The following is a 16,079-nucleotide window of genomic DNA, read 5'->3' as shown; positions in this document are numbered from 1 at the left end:
CCGATATATTTTAAATCCTGTCGCTATAATAAAGCGGCAGGATTTTTTGTTTTTGCCGCTTAAATAGAAAGAAAGAGGCAAAAGGAGGCAATAAAATAGAGTTGGAGAGGCAATAACAGGTAGTTATAGTGATATTGTATCGTGTCTACTTGATATTTAAAGGAATAAAAGTTGGCACACTGATTGCTTTATTAGATTCGTTAGGAAATATTAATCGCATCTTTTATAGAGTTTTTTTTGGAGGCAACATGGGACTTGATCTGCTAAATCTAGGTACACAAGGTGTGCTTACGGCGCAGCGTCAACTGAATACGACCAGTCACAATATTAACAACGTTAATACTGAAGGCTTTAGTCGTCAATCGGTTGTTCAAGAAACAAATATGCCTCATTGGGTGTCTGGCTCAAAATTCGGCGCAGGCGTGCATGTTGCCGCTGTGCGACGTTCGTTTGATCAGTTCGCAATTAATGAACTGAACCTGTCGACAACCAACCTAAACTACTCTATGGATACAGAAGCTAATTTAGATGTATTAACGAATATGATGTCGTCTATTGGCGCTAAACGTATTCCTGAAAACATCAATGATTGGTTTGATGCAGTAAAAACGCTATCTGATAGCCCTAACGAAATCGGTGCGCGTAAAGTAGTTCTTGAAAAATCTCGTCTTGTATCACAAAGCTTAAATGACTTTTATGAAAACGTGCGTCAGCAAAATTCAGACGTAAATAGAAAGATGGATCTTACTATAGAGCGTATGAATGGTATTGCTTTAGAGTTAAAAGAAATTAACCAAATGATGGTCAAAACCCCAGGTCCGCACAATGACCTAATGGATCGTCATGAAAAGTTAATTAAAGAGCTGTCTCAATATACAAAAGTAACTATTACTAAGCGTGATAACGAGAATTCATTTAATGTCTTAATTGGTGGTGGACACATGCTTGTGTCTGGTACTCATTCAAGCGAATTGAAGATGATTCAAGGAACTCCAGACCCATTACAGCGTCGACTTGCTATGGTTGAAGGTAAGGGAATGAAAGCGATTCAGCATGACAGCATTGGCGGTAAATTATCGTCATTGTTTGAATTGCGTGATAGCACAATCCCAACCATTATGGATGAATTAGGCCGCGTAGCTGTTGGCTTCAGCAGTGAAGTAAACCGCTTACAGAGTCAAGCGATTGATCTACGTGGACAAATTGGTGCAAATATTTTCTCTGGTGTGAACTCAGAGCAAGCAGTACGTAGTCGTGCTATCGTAGAAGGTGGTTCATCTGCACAAGTAGGCGTATTTATTGATGATATTAGCCAACTAAAAGCGGGTGATTACGCACTGAAATACGATGGTAGCCAATATACCGTGACCCGACCTACAGGTGAAGTACAACGCTTAGACCCAACTGGCGATCCATCGACCTTTTTCCTAGACGGTATGCGAGTTGAAATTCGTGAACCACTAGGTGCCGGTGAGCGTGTCTTACTTCGCCCAACGCGTATTGCGGCTGGCGAAATCAAGCTTGAAATGAATGAAGCAGAAAAAATTGCTGCTCAAAGTTACGCAAGTTCAGCAACCTTTGCGACAGGTAATGCTAAGTTTAAAGTGTTACAAGCTGGCCCATTAAAAGAGTTTCAAGTTGTTATTTCACCTGCGGCAAATCAGTTTGCAGTATTAGACATGAAAGGCAAGATGTTACTTGAGCCACAAACGTACCCACCAAAAGGCCCTGTAAGTGTTGGTGGAACTACGTTTGAACTGACTGGTGGTGCTGCTGCAAATGATAAGTTTGCTGCAAACCTAGTTCCATCAGAAGGTGATAATGGTAACTTGCTACTGATGCAAGGCTTGCAAACTCGTAAAGTTATGGATGAAGGCCGTTCTACGGTGATTGATTTGTACGAGAATGTAAATACTGAGATTGGCTTGAAAAAAGCCACAGCATCTCGCTTATCTGAAGTCTCTCGTGTAGAAAATGAAGCAGCTCAAAGTCGTGTCGCTTCGGTTTCTGGCGTGAACTTAGATGAAGAAGCGGCAAACATGATGAAGTTTCAACAAGCGTACATGGCTTCTTCTCGAATCATGAAAGCGGCTGATGAAACGTTTAACTCAATTCTGCAACTGTCGTAATTAAGGGGCATTCAATATGTTAACTCGTATTTCAAGCTTTCATAATTATCAATCAGTACAGAATGATATCTCTCGCCAAGAAGCGAAAGTGCATCATACCAGTGCTCAATTAGCGTCAGGTAAAAAGCTATTAACCGCAGGAGACGACCCCGTTGCTGCGCTATATGCCCAAAACTTAACGCAAAAGAAAGAAGAGCTACGCCAATACAGCGATACTATTGTATTAGCGCGTAACCGCTTAGAGCGTCATGAAGTGGCAATTGCGAATGCTGAGCAATTTGCTGATGATGCTAAACGCAGTGTGATGGAAATGATTAACGGTTCTCTTGCACCAGAAGACCGTTATGCTCATGCTCAAGATATAAAAGGCATTGCTGATAACTTTTTAAATCTAACCAATATGTTAGATGAATCAGGTAACTACTTATTCTCTGGTACCAAACCAAAAACACAGCCATTTTTCCGCTCAAATGACGGAACGGTTGCTTATGCGGGTGATGAATATCAAAGAAAATTAAAAGTGTCTGGTTCCATTGAAGTGGCAGTAAATGACTCCGGTAGCGCATTATTTACTGAGATAAAAAACCCATTTGGCGATTATGATCCACAATACGCATTGCAAGATGGCTCTGAGTTGTTGCTTTCTAAAGCGACAAACTCAAATTACACCGATCCCGCGACCTATGAAATCAGCTTTACTGCAGGAGCTGATGGTAAATACAATTACCAATTATCAAAAGACGGTAGTGCAATAAAAAATGCACAATTTGATCCTGCTGAAGGGATTAAACATGAAGGTGTTAATATTCAAATTCGCGGTCAATTGAAAGCGGGTGATACCATAACGTTAGAACCAAAGAAAACAATCAGTGTTTTTGATGCGTTCAAAAAAGCACAAGAACTGGCATTAAATGATGTATCTGATGCGTCAAGTACTGCTGAATTACATCAAGTGACTGATGAATTCCATGCTGCATTTATTCACTTAAGCCAAGCACAGGCTGAAGTGGGAACAAGACAAAATACGCTTGATCAACAAGAAATGCAGCACCAAGATTTTGATTTAACCATATCTAAATCGTTGAGCTCAATCGAAGACTTGGATTACGCCCAAGCGGTTATTGAATTTAGCGAGAATACACGAGCTCTTCAGGCCTCCCAGCAAGCCTTTGGTAAAGTAAAAGACATTACTTTATTTAATTACGTGTAACTAACCTTGTAATATAATGAGTTATCAATAGCCCAGTAGAAATACTGGGTTTTTTTATGTCTTTTATTTAACGTTATGAATTATAAGTTTTTTATATAGGAATAGCTTTGCCGTTTGGTTTTTTTGGTAATCATTTTTTGCCGCTTTAGATTGAAAATAACCATTTTTCTACTATTTTTTCATGATTACATTTATCGTTGTTGTTCTCGAATTTATAGAGGTAGCAAAGGTTACTTGGCTCGTAGGGGCATTTTAATAGAGGCAACGCGGCAATGTTTATAAAAAGCGGCAAGGAAGTAAGAGCAATACGTTATTTATCTTTGGTTTTACAAAATAAAATAACAGATAAGATGTTGATATTTAAAGTTTATATTGAATATTTATTAATTTCGCTATAAATTTAATAAAACTGGCACACCTTATGCTAACTATATAACTATGACTGAGACGCTCACAGTTTGCCAATGGTAAATAGTGGCATAGCAGTAGCAAGGTGGATGATCTATTTTGCTTTTGTATGTCAGTCATTAATTCACTTGCTTTTCTCATCTTGGCATGAGAATTGATATGTAAATTACATGACATTGAAAAACATTGGCCAATTGTGGCTGATATTTAACTATGAATTTTAAATATTTCTGAATAGAGCAGAAAATAGTTTTCGTGAAAACGAAGCTAAAGGAGAGCAACGATGGCTGTAAATGTAAATACTAACGTATCAGCGATGACCGCGCAGCGTTACCTAAATAACGCAACAAACGATCTAAACAACTCAATGGAGCGTTTGTCTTCAGGTACTAAAATCAACAGCGCAAAAGATGACGCTGCTGGTCTACAAATTTCTAACCGCTTAACAGCTCAGACTCGTGGTCTTGATGTTGCTATGCGTAATGCGAACGATGGTATTTCTATCGCTCAAACGGCTGAAGGTGCGATGGGTGAATCGACAAACATTCTTCAACGTATGCGTGATTTATCACTACAAGCGGCAAACGGTTCAAACACAGATCAAGATCGCTCTTCAATCCAAGAAGAAGTACATGCGCTTTCTGATGAACTAAATCGTATTGCAGAAACAACCTCTTTCGGTGGCCGTCGTTTACTTAACGGCACGTTCGGTGAATCTGCATTCCAAATCGGCGCAAACGCTGGTGAAGCGATTCTTATCGAATTAACGTCTGTACGTGCTGATGATAGCCGTATGGGTGGTCAACGTTTTGTTTCTGAAATTGGTAAAAGCGCTGATTGGGGTGTTTCTGCTGGTAAAAGTGACATGAAACTAGAGTTCACTACTCAAAAAGGTGAAATGGTTTCTATCAATATCAATGCAAAAACTGGTGACGATATTGAAGAGTTAGCAACGTACATCAACGGTCAATCAGATAAAATTTCTGCTTCTGTTGGTGACGAAGGTAAGCTTCAACTGTTTGTTGCTGAACCATCAATTCAAGGTGAATTAACTGTGTCTGGTAACCTTGCTTCTGAGTTAGGTTTAGCTGGCGGCGTTGGTACTAAAGCAACTGTTGATAAACTGGACGTAACGTCTGTTGGTGATGCACAAGTGTCTATCGGTGTTATCGATTCAGCGCTTGCTTACATCGACCGTGAACGTGCTGATTTAGGTGCGAAACAAAACCGTCTAGGTCACAGCATCAACAACTTGTCTAACATTCAAGAGAATGTGTCTGCTTCTAACAGCCGAATCAAAGATACTGATTTTGCTAAAGAAACAACAAACATGACAAAAGCACAAATTCTTCAGCAGTCTAGTACGTCTATTCTTGCTCAAGCGAAACAGTTACCAAACGCTGCACTAACTTTACTGCAGTAATTGAGTAACTAACAACAGTCATCTGAGTGAACAAGAGGTGCTCTCATCTCTCATAATCCTCTTGTTCATTTGATTGTTGTGCAAGCTTCAGGTAACTGGTTTTTTGTGTTCTTCTCACAGATCTCCTCATAAAAAACCAGCCTAGCTTTATGCCCCTTAAGTGGGGCTACCCTTTCAATGTATCTCTTTCTTTACTTATCTTTTTTACTTTCACCTCTTAAGTTTACTTTCTCTGCGCCGATAAAATATTATGAGCGTCTGTTTCGTGGACTGCGAACATCTAATTTTGATAAGAGGTCATTATGACAGTGACAGTAAACACCAATGTGTCTGCCATGACGGCACAGCGTTATTTGAATCAAGCGACAGATCAATTAAACCAGTCGATGGAGCGTCTTTCTTCAGGTAAGCGTATTAATAGCGCGAAAGATGATGCTGCAGGTTTGCAGATATCTAATCGATTACAAGCTCAAATGAGTGGCTTAGATGTCGCCGTTCGTAACGCTAATGGTGGGATCTCGATTGCACAAACGGCGGAAGGAGCGATGAATGAAAGCACCAACATCCTTCAGCGTATGCGTGATTTAGCCTTGCAGTCATCTAATGGTTCAAACTCTTCACAAGACAGACAAGCGATTCAAGAAGAAGCCAATGCTCTAAATGATGAATTAAATCGCATTGCAGAAACAACCTCTTTCGGTGGTCGCCGTTTATTGAATGGTCAATTTGGTACTTCTACGTTTCAAATCGGTGCCAATGCCGGTGAAGCCGTGCAATTAACTCTGGGCAGTATGCGTTCTGATACGTTAGCGATGGGTGGTTTTCACTACACTTCGAAAAATCAGCTGAATAAAGGCTGGACTGTGCCAGAAGGCGGGCAAACGCTTACCATGTCATTTACTGATGAAAAAGGTAAAGAGCAAGGCATTATCATAGAAGCAAAAGCTGGTGATGATATTGAAGAATTGGCCACTTACATCAATGGGCAGAATGATACCGTTCAAGCATCCGTTGATGAAAAAGGCCAATTGCAATTATTTACGGCGGGTGATTTGGTCTCAAGTGCAGTGACATTTGGTGGTTCACTTTCTGCTGAATTGGCGATTGGTGGTGCGGTGTTTGATACCGTGAATGATTTGGATTTAACCAGTGTTGGTGGTTCACAAAAAGCGATATCGACCTTAGATGCAGCATTAGGCTTTGTCGATAAAGAGCGGGCGACCTTAGGGGCTTTCCAGAACCGTTTTGATCATGCGATCAATAATTTAAATAATATTAATGAGAACATCTCAGCATCGAATAGCCGAATTGAAGATACCGATTTCGCCAAAGAAACTGTTGAAATGATGAAAGCACAGATTTTACAGCAAGTGAGCTCTACTATATTAGCGCAAGCCAAACAGGCGCCAGATGTAGCTTTGAAATTATTGGGCTAATTATTTATTATAAGATTTTTTATAAATATCAGAGATTCCCTTTTTATAGCATGAACTCTTTTTTATAGAGAAAAACCAGCAGCGGCCTACCGTTGCTGGTTTTTTTTGTCTGAAAGAAAGTGGAATGGTGACATTATTTATCAGTGGTTTGATTGCGGCTTGGTCAGTTTGTTTAAAACTTTAGCGATTTCTCTGTCAAATTTTTTAAACTTTGAACCATCTTCATAGTTCATAAAGTAATCGATGATTTTATAAGTAAATGGATAAAGGTTTATTTTTAACCGTCGTTACATTAATTATCAGGCACTAATAGTAATAAATTTAGTGTTGAATTATGAAGCTCAGTTTTCCGAAAACGGAAAACAATCGGAAAACTAAACGGAGATACCACTATGTCAATTACAGTAAATACTAACGTATCGGCAATGACAGCTCAGCGTTACCTGAACAGTGCAACGGATGGCGTAAATCAATCAATGGAACGCTTATCTTCTGGCTTTAAAATTAACAGCGCGAAAGACGATGCGGCTGGTTTGCAAATTTCAAACCGCTTAACCTCGCAGTCTCGCGGCTTAGATGTTGCTGTTCGTAATGCTAACGATGGTATTTCTATTGTACAAACCGCAGAAGGGGCAATGAATGAATCAACTAACATCCTTCAACGTATGCGCGATTTATCACTTCAATCATCAAATGGCTCTAACACAACAGCAGATCGTGAAGCGATTCAGCAAGAAGTTGGCGCATTAAATGATGAATTAAACCGAATAGCAGAAACAACCTCTTTTGGTGGTTCACGTCTTTTGAATGGTCAATTTGGTACAAAGTCGTTCCAGATTGGTGCTGATTCAGGTGAGGCAGTTATGCTTAACTTAAACAACATGCGTTCAGATGCGGCATCAATGGGGGGGACAAGTTATAAAGCAGAAACACAACTTGATGCAGGTTGGGCTGTTAATGCAGAAAATTCAGAATTAACGGTATCGTTTTTAAATAAAACGGGTGAAGAGAAAGAGCTAACAATTAATGCGAAAGCGGGCGATGACATTGAACAAGTAGCTACGTACATTAATGGTCAGACTGATTCAATTAATGCATCGGTATCAGAGAAGGGCGAACTTCAAATTGTGACCTCTAATGATAAAGTTCAAGGTGAAGTTAGCTTTGGTGGTTCTTTGGCTGGCGAACTGAAGATGGGCCAAGCTCAAGAAGAGACGGTAAAAAGTATTGATGTAACGACGGTAGGGGGCTCACAGAAAGCGGTTGCAATTCTTGATGCAGCAATGCAGTTTGTTGATTCTAACCGTGCTGATCTTGGGGCGTTCCAAAATCGTTTTAATCATGCTATCTCTAACTTAGATAATATTAATGAAAATGTATCAGCATCAAACAGCCGCATTAAAGATGTCGATTTCGCTAAAGAAACCACGGAGATGACAAAAGCTCAGATCCTTCAACAAGCAAGTTCGTCTATTTTGGCTCAAGCTAAGCAAGCACCTAATGCTGCTCTTGGTCTGTTACGATAATTAGTGTTTTAAGAATAGTTATTTATTTCTAAGGTAATAGTGCCCTTGCACTATGCGAAAGCCGGGCTTAGCCTCGGCTTTTTTTATGCATTAAATAAAGATGAGTGTCGGTATACTGGCTTGTTAATTATCTTCCTGTACGTTAATTAAACGAAAAGTTACCATTTACCTCTATTTATAGTGATCTGAATCACGCTTTGTGTTTGATTTAAATTAATTTCGTTTTTTTTGTCTTTTTTCCTAAAGGATTTCCATTTGCGAGCGATAACTTAATTACAAGACACAACGACTGAGTATTTTAAAAGTACTTAAAAAAGAAAAACTTAAAAAACAAAAAGTTTTTCTAAAGTAATTTAAAAGCAGGTCGTTAAGTTAAGTATCAAACGATGATTAATACGGTTTCCGGTCCAGGAGCGGAGTGATTCGGAACCAAAGTGGAGAAATAAAATATGTCTATCAATGTAAACACCAACGTATCAGCAATGACAGCACAGCGTTACTTAAACAGCGCAACTAGCGACCTAAACAGCTCAATGGAGCGTTTGTCTTCAGGTCTTAAAATTAACAGTGCAAAAGATGATGCGGCAGGTCTACAAATTTCAAACCGTTTAACATCTCAAACTCGTGGTTTGGATGTAGCAGTTCGAAATGCAAATGATGGTATCTCAATGGCGCAAACCGCTGAAGGTGCGATGAACGAAACAACGAACATCCTTCAACGTATGCGTGATTTATCACTTCAATCTTCTAACGGTTCAAATACATCAGCTGACCGTGGTGCAATTCAAGAAGAAGTGGTTGCTTTGAATGACGAATTAAACCGTATTGCAGAAACAACATCATTTGGTGGTTCTCGTTTACTAAATGGTCAGTTTGGCACTAAATCTTTCCAAATCGGTGCAGATTCAGGTGAAGCAGTAATGTTAACACTGAACAATATGCGCTCAGATACAACAGCGATGGGGGGTCACACTTACTCAGCGACTGAAGGTAAAGATGCAAACTGGAATGTTAACGCAGAAAACACAGAATTAAGCATGAACTTTGTCAACAAAGAAGGCAAAGAGCAAAATATCACCATTAATGCAAAAGCAGGTGATGATATTGAAGAAGTAGCGACTTATATTAACGGTCAAAGCGCAGAAATAAATGCGTCTGTTACTGAAGATGGCAAACTGCAAGTATTTGCAGCAGCCGAAGCAACAGATATTGCGTTTAGTGGTTCATTAAGCAATGAATTAGGTATGGGTAACAAGGTTACTGATACCGTTAAAAGCATTGATGTAACGACTGTTGGTGGTTCACAAAAAGCGGTAGCAATTCTTGATTCTGCTATGCAATATGTAGATTCAAATCGTGCTGATTTAGGTGCTTTCCAAAATCGCTTTGGCCACGCTATCAATAACTTAGAAAATATTAACGAGAATACGAGTGCAGCAAATAGCCAAATCAAAGATGTTGATTTTGCTAAAGAAACAACTGCAATGACGAAATCTCAAATCCTGCAACAAGCGAGCTCGTCTATTCTTGCTCAAGCTAAGCAGGCACCAAATGCAGCATTAGGCCTGTTGGGCTAATCAGCATAGTAAATACTTGTGAGAATGGGCGTTTATGCGACACGCTGGATACCTTCCCAACAGGTCACGAGTAAGTCTGACTTACTTTTTTAAATTAAACTTAAGTTATCTCGTGGTGTATTTTGTAGATGTGAGAGTCTACAAAGTGCATTGAGATACGCTTTATTAAATATATGTGAGAATCAATGGCTGGTTTGGAGGATGAGACTAAACCACCATTGAACAATTTTCCTTAGGAGATCTATTTATGTCTATTACAGTAAACACTAACGTATCAGCAATGACAGCACAGCGTTACCTAAACAGCGCAACATCTGACGTGAACCAATCAATGGAACGTCTATCTTCAGGCAATAAAATTAACAGTGCTAAAGATGATGCAGCTGGCCTACAGATCTCTAACCGTCTAAACACGCAAACTCGCGGCCTAGACGTAGCGGTTCGTAACGCAAACGACGGTATCTCTATGATGCAAACTGCTGAAGGCGCAATGAAAGAGACTTCAAACATCCTTTCTCGTGTACGTGACCTAGCACTGCAATCGTCAAATGGTTCAAACACTGATGCTGACCGTGGCGCAATCCAACAAGAAGTTACAGCTCTTTCTGATGAAATGAACCGTATCGCTGAAACAACTTCTTTTGGTGGCACTCGTCTACTTAATGGTAACTTCGGTACTAAATCTTTCCAAGTAGGTGCTGATTCTGGTGAAGCTGTAATGCTTACTTTGAATAACCTACGTGCTGATGAAGCTAACATGGGTGGTCAATCTTTCACTGCGAAAGAAGGTGTTGCTGCGGGTTGGACTGCTGGTAAAGACGCAAACATGACTATCTCTTTCACAGACAAGTCTGGCGAAGAGCAATCAGTTTCAATCAACGCTAAAGCGGGTGATGATATTGAAGAAGTAGCAACTTACATCAACGGCCAAACTGATAAAGTTGCGGCATCTGTTGGTGAAGATGGCAAGCTACAAGTATTCGCAGCTAAAGGTACAATTGAAGGTGAAATATCATTCTCTGGTGCTCTAGCTAATGAAACTGGTATGTCTGATGCTGTTCAAGCTCAAAAAACTGTAGGTAACATCGATGTTACTTCAGTAGCTGGTTCTCAAGACGCTATTGCAGTTGTTGATGCAGCAATGAAATTTGTTGATAGCCACCGTTCTGAGCTAGGTGCTGCTCAAAACCGTATGGGTCACACAATCAACAACTTAGACAACATTAACGAAAACGTTTCTGCTGCTAAGAGTCAAATCAAAGACGTTGATTTCGCGAAAGAAACAACTGAAATGACTAAAGCACAAATCCTACAGCAAGCAAGCTCTTCTATCTTAGCTCAAGCTAAGCAAGCGCCAAACGCTGCTCTAGGTCTATTACGTTAATCCACTTGATTAATCGATAATACTAAAATAGGTAGGTGGGCGGCTTCATCGTCAACCCACTTACTGAAATATGACAGCCGGGCCGCTCTCCTGCTGTCTTTTTTCGTATCAGGAGGAAAGTACTATGACCCCCTCATTTGTATCTTCACCAATCCTTCCTTCCATACCTTCCAATAGTGGCGCGAAATTTGCTTATTCTAATGTGCAGCCAACATCATCTGTGAATACTATAAATAAAATAGCGACAAGCGAATCGTCTGAAACATTAACGCCAAGCCAAACTATTATAGTAGAAGCAGAGCAACAGCTTGAAACGAAAAAGAAAGAAGAACTTCATAAAGCAGTAAAAGAGCTAAATGAATACGTTAAAAGCATGGATCGAGGGTTATCATTTCGCCTAGATGAAGAATCAGGGCGGCAGGTTATTACCGTTATTGAGGTAAGCTCTGGTGATATTATTCGCCAAATCCCCGATGAAAAAATGTTGGAAGTTGCTAGAGAATTAGCTGCCAGTGCTTCTGGATTGATAGCTGAGAGGATATAACACGTTAATTGAGGAAAAAGCTTCATGAGTATGAGCCCTATGGGGATGGGTGGTGGCCTAGATATTAATTCTATGGTGGGTAAAATAGTTGAAAGCGAGCGCTTACCAAAGCAGCAGCGCATCGACCGTGAACGCTCAGATATAGATATGAATATCAGTGGTTATGGCCGTCTGCAAGAATCGTTAGATACCATGAAGAATCTCATGTCGACATTTCGTCAAGAGGACACGTTTGCCTCGCGTACTATTTCAAGTAGTGATGATGAGGTAGTGAGTGCAACCGCGACGCCTGAAGCCTTGGCTGGTCGATATACGATTGACGTTTTACAATTAGCTCAAGCACAAAAATTAGCGTCATCACCAATTCGTGACGATGCTAAATTCGGCCCAGGCAAAATCGAGATCTCGTTAGGTGATAAAGACTTTACGGTCGAGGTTATTGGTGACAATAATAAAATTACCGATCTATTAAAGCAAATCAATGGTGCGCCATCAAATCCAGGTGTACAAGCCTCTATCGTAAAAGACGATGGTGGCTCACGTCTTATTTTAGCTTCAGATAAACCAGGTGAAAACAATAAAGTTAAAATTGAAATCGATGCTGAATATAATAATCAGTTGCATCGTTTTGCTTTTAATCCTAATTTTGATCCTGTGGTATCGACAAAGTTTGATATCCCCACACTTCTTGAGTATCAACAAGTTCCTGAAATTGCCGCTCAGCAAATGCGTGAGCCAATAACAGCACAAGAAGTTCCTGAATTAAGTGATGAAGAGAAATTTTCCTACTTCAAGCCTCTTATCGATTATGCAAATCGTGAATTAGCGCGTGAAGAAAAAGCGGCGAAAGAAATAGTGCTTCAACAAGAAGCAACCGTGGCATTAGCAACGTTAGAAGACCCAACAGATCCCACTTCAGGGATGTCTGGGTGGAGTGAACGTACCGCCGGAACTCTTCAAGCTGCATTGCCAAGTGAAGATGAAAAAATTGAGTTAGCTAAAGCGGCGAAACAAGGTGATCAAGACGCAGCAGAAGCGTTAGCGGAAATAGGACAGACACCGGATGTTGTGTTCCAAGCCGCAGGTATTACCTATGAGGCCCCCCAAGAAGCACCGAAGAAGGAGCTTGTTGAATTAGCAAAAGAAAAAATTGAACAATTACCGCCAACAATAAAAGAAATAGCGAAAGAAAAGCTAGAACCAATAGAGAAAATCGTTGAGGCAATCAAACCTGAAGGTCCAAGAAAGCCGCTTTATTCAGGTCTACAAGAAGTACAAACTGCCAGCAGCGCTAAAGTTGTTCTTGATGGTATTGCAAGGATAAGTAGTGATACGAATGTAATCCAAGATGCGGTTCATGGCGTTGATATTACCCTAAAAGGGACGACTGCCGAGGCTAGTAAACGCATTGATTTAGATGTTAAGTTTGATAGAGACGGAGTTAAAGCCGCTATTGAACAATTTGTGTCTACTTATAATCAGTTTTATGAAACGACACAAGCATTGAGCGGCTTTGATCCGGCAACAGGGCAAAGTGGTCCATTAGCGGGAGACAGTGTGGTTCGTTCGGCAGAATCACGGTTAAAGTCGGTTTTTGTTTCACAAGTTGAATCAGCACCTAAAGATATTAAAACGTTAATAGAGCTTGGTATATCTACCACTCGACAAGGCACGTTAGAAATTAATCATACGATGCTTGATCGCCAATTAAATGAAAATTTTGGACAATTACACACCTTCTTTGGTGGTTCAAAAGGTTTTGCTAAAAAAGTAGAAGACGTCATCCAGAGCATGACGGGTGTTACGGGACCAATTCGTACCAGAATGAATACCATGCGAGATCAAAATTATCGTTTGAATGATCAGCAAATGGATTTAGATCGTCGAATGGACAGCATGCAAGAACGTACTCGTAATAAGTTTGCCAATATGCAAGATGTGACTGGGAAAATGAAAGCTCAGTTGTCAGGTATGATGAATGCGCTAGGTTAGCCACAAATAGTATAATTAGGGGGTTTTCGATAATGTTATTACAACAATTAGAAACGTTGGATCAAGAGTTACAATATTTATATCAAGAAAAAGATATTAATTTTGAACAGTTGACGGTTTTTTTATCAAATCGGGAACAACTTTTGCATCAGTGTATGCAAGTGTCAGAAATAGTGCATTCCACTGAATGGCAAACCGCAATTGCGAGAACTGAATTGATCGTTGATGAAATGAATCAGTTAGGGCAGCAATTTGCTTTAGATTATCAAAAGTTGAATCATGCGAAGAAATCGGTTCAGCTTTATAGAAAATTTCAATAATACAGAGGAAATACAATGAGAGGTTCACTACAAGCATATAAGAAGGTATCAATTGATAGCCAATTAAGTGCTGCATCACCTCATAAGGTAATTCAAATGCTAATGGCTGGCGCAATTGAGCGTTTAATCCAAGGTAAGGCAGCTATGCAGCAAGGAAATACTGCTGTAAAAGGTGAGCGTCTTGGTAAAGCGTTAGATATCGTGATTAGTTTACGCACTTGCCTTTCAATGGATGATGGTGGTGATATCGCAAGTAATCTTGATTCTTTGTATGATTTTATGATCCGTCAAATTTCACAGGCAAATCAAAATAATGAATCTCAGCCGATTGATGATGTGGTTGAAATGTTGCGTGAAATTAAATCAGCATGGGATCAAATTCCGGCTGAGTTTCACAACCTTACTGCTGATCAAGTTGGTATCTAGAATGGAATAATTTAATAAATCAAATTTATATTTGATTTATTATACTAATATCTCATTTACGGTATGACTGTCTATTTATTGACAGTCATGGTTGCCTTATTTTTCTTATGCTATAAAATGGTTTAATAATTTCGTTGCTGCGCAATGAATAAGCCAATTAAATCAAAGAATTAAGGCACATAACACATCTATGCAGGGTTTAGCTAAGACACTAATTATTGAAGATGATGAGCAAAATCGACATAACCTTAAGATTATTCTTGAGTTTATCGGTGAGCATTGTCATGCCATTTCAGCTTCAGAGCTATCTACTTTTGAGTGGAGCGATCCTTGGAGTGCTTGTTTTTTAGGCGCTATTTCTGATGATTTACAAAAAGAATCCATTCAAAAATCACTTATTAAACATAATCATATTCCAGTTATTATGCTTGCGGAGGCAAAGTACGATCTAGAGAATTTGACCAATTATGTTGGTGAGTTAAATCAGCCAGTTAATTATCCTCAATTAACTGATGCCTTACGTCATTGTCAAGAATTTATGGGCCGTCGTGGCTTAGGTATTCCCCAACTGGGTCGAAAAAATACTTTATTTCGTAGTATGGTTGGGAAAAGTGCAGCGATTAGTTCGGTTCGTCATTTAATTGAGCAGGTATCCGGTACTGAAGCAAGCGTACTTGTTTTAGGTGAATCAGGTACGGGTAAAGAAGTCGTCGCTCGAAATCTTCACTATCATTCACCTCGTCGTAAAGGTCCATTTGTTCCCGTTAACTGTGGGGCTATTCCAGCAGATTTGTTAGAAAGTGAACTGTTTGGTCATGAAAAAGGGGCATTTACAGGTGCAATTACTGCACGTAAAGGTCGTTTTGAATTAGCTCAAGGTGGTACGCTTTTCTTAGATGAAATCGGTGATATGCCAATGCCAATGCAGGTTAAATTACTGCGAGTTCTTCAGGAGCGTTGCTTCGAGCGCGTTGGTGGTAATCAAAGTATTAAAGCTGATGTTCGTATTGTGGCGGCAACCCATCGTAATCTAGATGAAATGATTGAGAAGAATATATTCCGTGAAGATTTATATTATCGTCTAAATGTCTTCCCAATCGAAATGCCTGCATTACGTGATCGTAAGCAAGATATTCCGCTATTACTGCAAGAGTTATTAGCAAGAATGGAAGCGGAAGGCAGTGCACGTGTGCGTTTAACCCCTCGTGCTGTGAACTCATTAATGGAGCATCACTGGCCAGGAAATGTACGCGAATTAGCAAATCTAATTGAACGCTTAATGATTTTATTCCCTGGCGAATCTGTGGATGTTAATCACTTACCAACGAAATATCGTTATAGTGACATTCCAGAGTTTCAACCAGAGAATAACAACCAACAAAGCATTGAAGAGCAAGAACAAGCGGCATTAGCGGATATGTTTGCTAACTTCAATGATGGTGGTATTCCTCAGCAAGCGATTCAAAATTTTGGTCCTGCATCAAATGATTTGCCTGAAGATGGCCTAAACCTAAAAGAAATGTTGGCTGATGTGGAAGTGAATATGATATGCCAAGCACTTGAAGCGCAAGGTGGCGTAGTTGCTCGTGCTGCTGATATGCTTGGAATGCGAAGAACGACATTAGTAGAAAAAATGCGTAAATATAATCTGAATAAAGATGATATGCGTTAATTCATTAATAATGACAAATAATTGACTCGTCA

General features: G+C 39.8%; 12 protein-coding genes. All 12 read left to right on the top strand.

Annotated elements, in window-relative coordinates:
• Positions 1-248 precede the first annotated feature (248 nt).
• The 12 genes from flgK to Q1K78_RS01400 all read left to right on the top strand — a co-directional run bounded on the left by flgK (position 249) and on the right by Q1K78_RS01400 (position 16,047).
• Positions 249-2,129: a flagellar hook-associated protein FlgK gene (flgK, locus tag Q1K78_RS01455; RefSeq protein WP_300173666.1), complete on the top strand. Its 1,881-nt coding sequence runs from the start codon at positions 249-251 to the stop codon at positions 2,127-2,129.
• 16 nt (positions 2,130-2,145) lie between these two features.
• On the top strand, positions 2,146-3,339 hold the full coding sequence (gene flgL / locus Q1K78_RS01450) for a flagellar hook-associated protein FlgL (protein ID WP_300173664.1): 1,194 nt from the start codon (positions 2,146-2,148) through the stop codon (positions 3,337-3,339).
• A gap of 691 nt (positions 3,340-4,030) precedes the next feature.
• Positions 4,031-5,170 carry a flagellin gene (locus tag Q1K78_RS01445; RefSeq protein ID WP_300173662.1) on the top strand — a complete coding sequence of 380 codons (1,140 nt, stop codon included), beginning with the start codon at positions 4,031-4,033 and terminating at the stop codon, positions 5,168-5,170.
• Positions 5,171-5,472: 302 nt separating this feature from the next.
• Positions 5,473-6,606 (top strand): flagellin, encoded by a 1,134-nt coding sequence (locus tag Q1K78_RS01440; RefSeq protein WP_300173660.1) that lies wholly within the window; start codon positions 5,473-5,475, stop codon positions 6,604-6,606.
• 392 nt (positions 6,607-6,998) lie between these two features.
• Positions 6,999-8,132 (top strand): flagellin, encoded by a 1,134-nt coding sequence (locus Q1K78_RS01435; RefSeq protein WP_300173658.1) that lies wholly within the window; start codon positions 6,999-7,001, stop codon positions 8,130-8,132.
• 449 nt (positions 8,133-8,581) lie between these two features.
• A complete protein-coding gene (locus Q1K78_RS01430) occupies positions 8,582-9,709 on the top strand; it encodes a flagellin (protein ID WP_300173656.1) in 1,128 nt (375 codons plus the stop codon).
• A gap of 247 nt (positions 9,710-9,956) precedes the next feature.
• Positions 9,957-11,093, top strand: a complete 1,137-nt coding sequence (locus Q1K78_RS01425) for a flagellin (RefSeq protein WP_300173654.1) — start codon at positions 9,957-9,959, stop codon at positions 11,091-11,093.
• Between the two features lie 124 nt (positions 11,094-11,217).
• Positions 11,218-11,637 carry a flagellar protein FlaG gene (locus Q1K78_RS01420; protein WP_300173652.1) on the top strand — a complete coding sequence of 140 codons (420 nt, stop codon included), beginning with the start codon at positions 11,218-11,220 and terminating at the stop codon, positions 11,635-11,637.
• 24 nt (positions 11,638-11,661) lie between these two features.
• Entirely contained in the window at positions 11,662-13,629 is a 1,968-nt protein-coding gene (gene fliD, locus Q1K78_RS01415) for a flagellar filament capping protein FliD (protein ID WP_300173650.1), read from the top strand.
• Positions 13,630-13,661: 32 nt separating this feature from the next.
• A complete protein-coding gene (locus Q1K78_RS01410) occupies positions 13,662-13,949 on the top strand; it encodes a hypothetical protein (RefSeq protein ID WP_300173648.1) in 288 nt (95 codons plus the stop codon).
• Positions 13,950-13,964: 15 nt separating this feature from the next.
• Positions 13,965-14,375, top strand: coding sequence for a flagellar export chaperone FliS (gene fliS, locus Q1K78_RS01405; RefSeq protein ID WP_300173646.1), 411 nt, complete (start codon positions 13,965-13,967; stop codon positions 14,373-14,375).
• A gap of 190 nt (positions 14,376-14,565) precedes the next feature.
• The gene (locus Q1K78_RS01400) at positions 14,566-16,047 is read left to right on the top strand and encodes a sigma-54 dependent transcriptional regulator (protein ID WP_300173644.1); all 1,482 of its coding nucleotides are present in this window, start codon (positions 14,566-14,568) and stop codon (positions 16,045-16,047) included.
• Positions 16,048-16,079 lie beyond the last annotated feature (32 nt).

It is taken from the genome of uncultured Aliivibrio sp. (genome assembly GCF_946479765.1).
Taxonomy (GTDB): domain Bacteria; phylum Pseudomonadota; class Gammaproteobacteria; order Enterobacterales; family Vibrionaceae; genus Aliivibrio.
Note: the sequence above shows the minus strand (reverse complement) of the source record. Positions and strands in the feature narration are given on the sequence as shown.